This window comes from Streptococcus mitis, from assembly GCF_003944325.1.
GTDB classification, from domain to species: Bacteria; Bacillota; Bacilli; order Lactobacillales; family Streptococcaceae; genus Streptococcus; species Streptococcus mitis_CW.
Genome location: NZ_RJPX01000061.1, coordinates 1 through 6054 on the forward strand (window position 1 = coordinate 1; position 6054 = coordinate 6054).

The 6054-nt window shown below is 32.5% G+C and carries 3 protein-coding genes and 2 pseudogenes; 2 read left to right on the plus strand and 3 right to left on the minus strand.

The window, feature by feature from the left end; all coding sequences use genetic code 11:
• Positions 1 to 863: 863 nt before the first annotated feature.
• Both D8787_RS10775 and D8787_RS10780 read left to right on the plus strand, forming a co-directional pair.
• A complete protein-coding gene (locus D8787_RS10775; RefSeq protein ID WP_125423764.1) occupies positions 864 to 2072 on the plus strand; it encodes an ATP-binding protein in 1209 nt (402 codons plus the stop codon).
• 372 nt (positions 2073 to 2444) lie between these two features.
• Positions 2445 to 2837, plus strand: a pseudogene (locus D8787_RS10780) (tyrosine-type recombinase/integrase); the annotation flags it as partial.
• Positions 2838 to 3358: 521 nt separating this feature from the next.
• Here D8787_RS10780 and D8787_RS10785 read toward each other — a convergent pair.
• The 3 genes and pseudogenes from D8787_RS10785 to D8787_RS12150 all read right to left on the minus strand — a co-directional run.
• Positions 3359 to 4792 (minus strand): ATP-binding protein, encoded by a 1434-nt coding sequence (locus tag D8787_RS10785; RefSeq protein WP_125423770.1) that lies wholly within the window; start codon positions 4790 to 4792, stop codon positions 3359 to 3361.
• Positions 4793 to 4978: 186 nt separating this feature from the next.
• Entirely contained in the window at positions 4979 to 5548 is a 570-nt protein-coding gene (locus tag D8787_RS11735; protein WP_221765919.1) for a hypothetical protein, read from the minus strand.
• 186 nt (positions 5549 to 5734) lie between these two features.
• Positions 5735 to 6049, minus strand: a pseudogene (locus tag D8787_RS12150) (hypothetical protein); the annotation flags it as partial.
• Between the last annotated feature and the right edge of the window lie 5 nt (positions 6050 to 6054).

The window sequence follows — 6054 nt, forward strand, 5'->3', positions numbered from 1 at the left end:
TCCTCGTTTACTCTCGTGATTTACGCATATAGGTTACGACTACCTTTTTGGACTTTAGAGTTTGAAGCCCCCTTATCCGCTATATACGCCTTACTATCACGTTCCTGTTCGTAGAGCCACGATTTCGCTATCCCTTCCTCTCCCCGCTACCTCACGATAGTCAGGCTTGGGAATCGCTATTGGGTTCACCGGTAGCGGGTGCCCACGGAGGACTTACACCTCAGATATACGACATGCCCGTCGTACTCCGAAAAAGCACTTTGCAAAATCTTTGCAAAGTGCTTTGAAACGTTGATATAATCGTATTGATTAACGTTTTGAGGCAACTGACTTTGTCAGATTGCAGCCACATTTGTTAGCGACTAAAGTCGCAACAACTGTGTCAATTGCACCAATTTAGTAAGAAAGTATAAAAAAGAACACCCCTAAAGGTGCTCTGTATAAGTATAGTAATTCTTTCGAATTAACGTTTACTAAATTGTGATGCTTTACGAGCTTTCTTAAGACCTGGTTATTTCTACATCATGATATTTATGGTAAATTATCACTAAAATCAAGTAATTTTAAGAGATAAATCCTCAATCCTTACATATATAACCCTTTTAAAAATCGAGAGGTTATCAAAGGGTTATCACTTTTTTAGTTTTCGGAGCTTATGTAATTGAGAAATACGAAATACTGTATCACAAAGATGATGTACAATTTCTTCGTGCCAGTGCAATTTCGTTTTCTATCCTGAAGATATTTAAATAGCCCTAGATATTATTTCTAATAAATTGAAATTAATTGAATAAATTAAATACTATTTCTAAATATTTGAAAATACTTACTATTTGTATTATACTATCTTTGAGGTATCTATTATGAACTATATTAAAAGACCACATTATTTAGACTTTTTAAGAAGACATCGTGACCGCCAAATCATCAAAGTTGTGAGTGGAGTTAGACGAGCTGGTAAATCTGTTCTCTTTCAACTCTATAAAGAGGAGTTACTAGCAACTGGAGTAGACGAGGATCAAATCATATCCATCAATTTTGAAGATCTGAGTTATTATGACCTGCGAGATTTTCAAACATTATTCGCTTATATAAAAGAAAGATTAGTTGAGGAAAAAACATACTATATCTTTTTAGATGAAATTCAACATGTTGAAAAATTTGAACTGGTAGCAGATAGTCTATTCATCTTGCCAAATGTTGACCTCTATTTGACTGGATCAAACGCCTACTTTATGAGTAGCCAATTAGCAACAAATTTGACTGGGCGTTATGTTGAGATAGAAGTTCTTCCATTATCATTTGAAGAATACCTATCAGGTCAATCTTCCTCAGAGAATCTGAATACAACAGAAATTTTTAACAATTATCTCTTTAGTGCTTTCCCTTACTTATTGCAAACATCATCTTACGCTGAAAAAATTGACTATCTCAGAGGAATATATAACTCAATACTGTTAAATGATATTGTCACTAGATTGGGAAATCCAAATCCTACTATTATTGAGCGCATTGTCCGAACCCTTCTCAGTAGTACAGGTAGCTTAATATCAACAAATAAGATTCGTAATACCCTGGTTAGCCAAAATGTTTCCATATCCCATAATACTTTGGAAAATTATTTGACGACTTTGACAGACAGTTTACTTTTTTATTCCGTTCCACGTTTTGATGTAAAAGGTCGAGCATTATTGCAACGCTTAGAAAAATATTATCCCGTTGATTTAGGTTTACGACACCTCTTATTACCAGACCACAAAGAAGATATTGGCCATATCTTGGAAAATATTGTCTATTTGGAATTGAGACGTAGATATTCACAAGTATATGTTGGTAATTTAGATAAATATGAGGTTGATTTTGTTGTTGTAACTGATCTTGGNCACTACGCTTATTATCANGTCAGTGAAACAACACTTGCTCCAGAAACACTAGANAGAGAACTTAGACCACTAGAAGCCATTAAAGATCAATTCCCNAANTATCTATTAACAATGGATACGATTCAGCCAACAGCCAATTACAATGGAATTGAGAAGAAAAATATCATAGATTGGTTACTAGAAAAGTAGATAATCATAAATCATACAGCTAACTAGATTTGTAACAGTCTGTTATCAATGATTCTACCTAAAACCTAACAAGATATAGTGAATTTAGAACACACTATCTAATGGGATAAAGTGGAATCTATAACTTCTGGAAGAACTATTATTACTCATAATGACGAATCTCCATAGAATTTTAATAACGATTTAATAATCAAACGGACTATAAAGAGACTGAGCAATCAGGCTTTAAAATCAGAAAAACGCATAGTATTAGGTGTTGAATGATGTACTGACCCCCAAAAGTTAGACAGGAAAAATCTAACTTTTGGGGTATTTTTATTATGGAAATATTTGCTTCATTTTCTCCTGAAATAGAGCTTTTTCTATCCTATTTTCTCTATTTCTAATGACTTACTTCAGCTTCTTACCTCTTGGAAAAAGCAACAAAGATATGAACTAGCACAGTTTAGAATTATCCAATCTGATGAACAGTATGTCTTTACTTATATCGATATGAAGGGCAATGTTAACAGTCCACTACACTCTGACTACCTAAATAATAAGATGAAATCTGTGCAACGTCGTCATTCAGAACTTAAACATGCTACACCTCACAAATTACGCCATACAAGGGCAACATTAGCAAAACAGGCTGGAACGTCTATTGAAGCTATTTCTGAAGCTCTAACCCATAGTGACACGATTACAACAAAGACTTATGTCAATGCTTCGAATGTTATTCCAATGGCTGTTGGAGAGATTGCTTATCGCAATCTTAAAAAGTAATGGTGTGAATTTTGCTAAAAATCATCAAAAAAACACCCCATGGTGTGAACCATGAAGTGTTGTAAATGCTGTATTGTAGCTGGTTCTTAACGTTTAGAGAACTGGCTAGCTTTACAAGCTTTCTTAAGACCTGGTTTTTTCTACATCATGATATTTATGGTAAATTATCACTAAAATCAAGTAATTTTAAGAGATAAATCCTTAATTTTTACATATATAATCCTTTTAAAAATCGAGAGGTTATCAAAGGGTTATCACTTTTTAGTTTTCGGAGCTTATGTAATTGAGAAACAACGATTTATTTTTCTTCGTTTTTCTTCGTTTTTCTTCGTTTCGTTACTTGTTGTGAAATGATGTATAATACAAATCACATTCCCATACAAACAACTGAATTGCAAAACTATAAAGCGAATGAATTTAATGAATTTAATAAATTTATAAGAAAGCTTACTTTATAAGTTCACTAATTAGTAATTATGTTTTCTTCGTTTTTCTTCGTTTTTCTTCGTTTTTCTTCGTTTTTATTTCATTTCTAATTTATAGTATTGACTGCGATCTTTCGTACTTGTCCCATACCATGTTAAAATGCCTTTTGCTCTCAACGTTTTCAATAATTTCGACGAGTAAGAAACACTCCTACCTAAGAACTCTGCTACTTTTTTAGTTGTCATAGGTTCTGCTGTATTGTACATATACTGTATCAATAGTTTTTCATCAACACTTAAATCACTATAATCTCTAAGTTTACTTTCCAAAGAATCACGTGTTCTCAATGTTCTACTTGTAATACTGTTTTCTAATGTTAAAACTACTTTGTTACCTGGTTCAGAGTAACACGGTTCATGGAGAAAAGCAGATTCCATTTCAGAATAGATTCGTTTTACTCCCTCATTCATTTCTCGGACCCATCCAAATTCAGTTAAGGTACGAGCTATACGCGGATTTCTAGAAAAACGTTCATGTCTTATATTCTCAACAGTTACAATATTCGGTAGTTTTCCTGGGCTATGAATCTCTAGACGATTATCAAACATCAATACCCTGATATGATCTCCGTATACTGAATAATTCCTGTGGGTTACTGCATTTACAATTCCTTCAAACCAAGCAAATTCAGGATATTCTGGAAGTATCTGAAATCTACCATCACTATCTAGATACTGAAACTCTCGTAGCTGGGTTCGAATAAAATCTCTAGCTTTAACAATTAATTTAGGCAATGCATCATCAAACGTTACTTCCTTAATAACATTAAATTCACTTCCTGTACCTACATCTACTCCATCAAATCGTTGAAAACGAACACGTGCTTGAGGGAAAAATGCGGAAGGATACTTACCAAAGATAAGAATAGCTGCCTTTGTCAATTTACCATTAATAAGAAACCGCCTTGCCTTTAATATCTCCTCAGTTGAACGTTCTGAAATATCAAAATGTTCCTTAAAGTCCTGAACTAACAGTTCATCAATATCATCTAATGTAGCATCTTCAATGATCTCATCTTCAAAGAAACGCTGTCCCTTATCGTAACTAAGTTGTATACGTTGCTCATAACTCAACTTGACTGATTCGTCTCCCTGTCGTAGATAAACTTCATCATTTGGAGCGGCAATCACTCGATTCGATGATAATTCAACTGAGATAATTAGAATCAGGTCGTCTTCTCCCTTATGATTAACCACAGGTATTTCCTCAAAAGATAAGTCCAACGGTGTATCCCGCATCTCTCGGTCTATCTTTTTGAAATCATCAATCGGATAGGCTTTCCCATCCTTAAAACCAGTGATAATATTGTCCTGCTTTTCATCTTCAATCCCAATAATCAACTGACCTCCATCAGCATTAGCAAAGGCAATCAAATGCTTAAGCAATTCTTGTGGTTTCTTACGCGCTGATTTTCTATCCAAATATTGATTTTCCGGCGAAAATTGCCAGTAACTAAAATCATATTTCATTTGTTTTCTCCTAATTTTTGGTTAAATAATAATGATTATTCTGCATTCCTTACTGAATCTGTTTTCCTTAAGATAATAGGCTAGGGTTTTCATTATGATGAGGGCGAATACACTTTTCAACCTTAATATATAAATACTTTAGAAGATTTATACTTATCAATACTGCTCCACCAGTATTTAATTTTTTTATTTAGTTGTTGATTTAATATTTTCTAAAAAAATTTCTTTAACATTTTGCAAATCCGCTTTAATTTTATCAACATCCGTTCTTATATAATTAATCAAGTCTTCACTAGATACCTGTTTTTTTATACGAGCATAATCATAATAATCTTTTTTACCATATGTTTTCCATTTTTTTCTTGAAGATGATTTTTCTAAAATTGGATTATCCTCTAGATTGAAATTATATAAACAAGTTTTCTCTTTTATACTATCACATATTCTTTCTAAATCACCTAGTTTTTCCTTATCTTCAAGAGAGAAATTAACCTTATGTCTATACTGATTCCCTTGTATCTGAATATCAAAAGATGATGTAGTACCTTCGATAGGAAGATCAATTCCAAAATGATGTCCTCCCTTTATTCTACCAGAGTATGTTTTATACCCTAAATCAGCAATCTTATTCTGTAAGTTCGCATAATGAATCTTCTCGATAACCGACCTTAATCTCATACCTTCAAGCACTTTATTATTAGTCTCTTCAAAATAGTATGATTCACCATAACTTACCTTTCCAATAAACTTTTCCAAATTCTCCATATATTCGATATAATCCTTTAAGAATAATCTAAAAGTCTCATCTACTTTATCAAGTGAATCACGATAATACTCAATTAGCTCATCATAACTTCTTCTAAACCAACTATCAGGTAGTTTAAATCCAGGTTTAACTAAACTAAGAAGTATTCCTTTAGCATTAGAATCTTTTTCAGAATAACGAATTAATTGACTTTTGTCTGGTAAAGACTTAACCTTATTTTCTATAAAAATAACATGAGCCCTTCTATCCTCATCAATAACCTCGATAGTTAAATCAATCGAATTTTTTTCTCTGTAAACCTTTAAATCTGTATATTTTTTATTAATATCAATAACATTACTAAAAAACTTATGATTAATAAATTCAGACTTCTCCAGAACAACAGCAAATAGATTGCTATGATATAATTCTAAATTACTTAGTGACAGTTGATAATTCAGTGTATTTTCTATTTTATTCCTAAGAGTTAATAACTCATTATAATTTTCCATTTAAT